Annotated in this window: 1 protein-coding gene; it reads left to right on the forward strand. The window is 60.0% G+C overall.

Annotation, left to right across the window (positions count from 1 at the left end):
• Positions 1-314, forward strand: a 314-nt coding sequence (locus AACY52_RS30085) for a Sir2 family NAD-dependent protein deacetylase (RefSeq protein WP_339561344.1), incomplete at its 5' end; no start/stop codon positions are given.
• Between the last annotated feature and the right edge of the window lie 203 nt (positions 315-517).

The following is a 517-nucleotide window of genomic DNA, read 5'->3' on the forward strand; positions in this document are numbered from 1 at the left end:
TCGAGGAGGAGGGCGCCGCACCCAACTGCACGCTGTGCGACGAGCCGGTGAAGACCGCGACGATCTCGTTCGGCCAGATGATGCCGGACGATGAAATGCAGCGGGCCGCCGAATTGTCGCGGGCCTGCGACCTGTTCATCGCGATCGGCTCCTCGCTGGTGGTGTGGCCGGCGGCCGGTTTTCCGATGATGGCGAAGAACGCCGGTGCGCGCCTCGTCATCATCAATCGCGAGCCGACCGATCAGGATGACATCGCCGACCTCGTCATCCGCCAGGACATCGGCGAAACACTGGGTCCGTTCGTCGGCAATTGAACCGACGGTTTGATTCGCAGCTGTGCAAGCTGTTCATAGCTCCCGGCGAATCTCTTTTTTGTCTATGCCTCGCAACCGGGAGTGTTATCTTTTGATTCGAAAGATTCGCATCGCGTCGAATTGAGAAGTTTCTCTAAAGACGCGTGTTTCGTCGCCGCCGATGTGGCGGGTTGCATGGGATGTGTGGGGTCCGGGGTTATGGG

Source organism: Pseudomonas sp. EA_65y_Pfl1_P113, assembly GCF_963970525.1.
Lineage (GTDB): Bacteria > Pseudomonadota > Gammaproteobacteria > Pseudomonadales > Pseudomonadaceae > Aquipseudomonas > Aquipseudomonas tritici.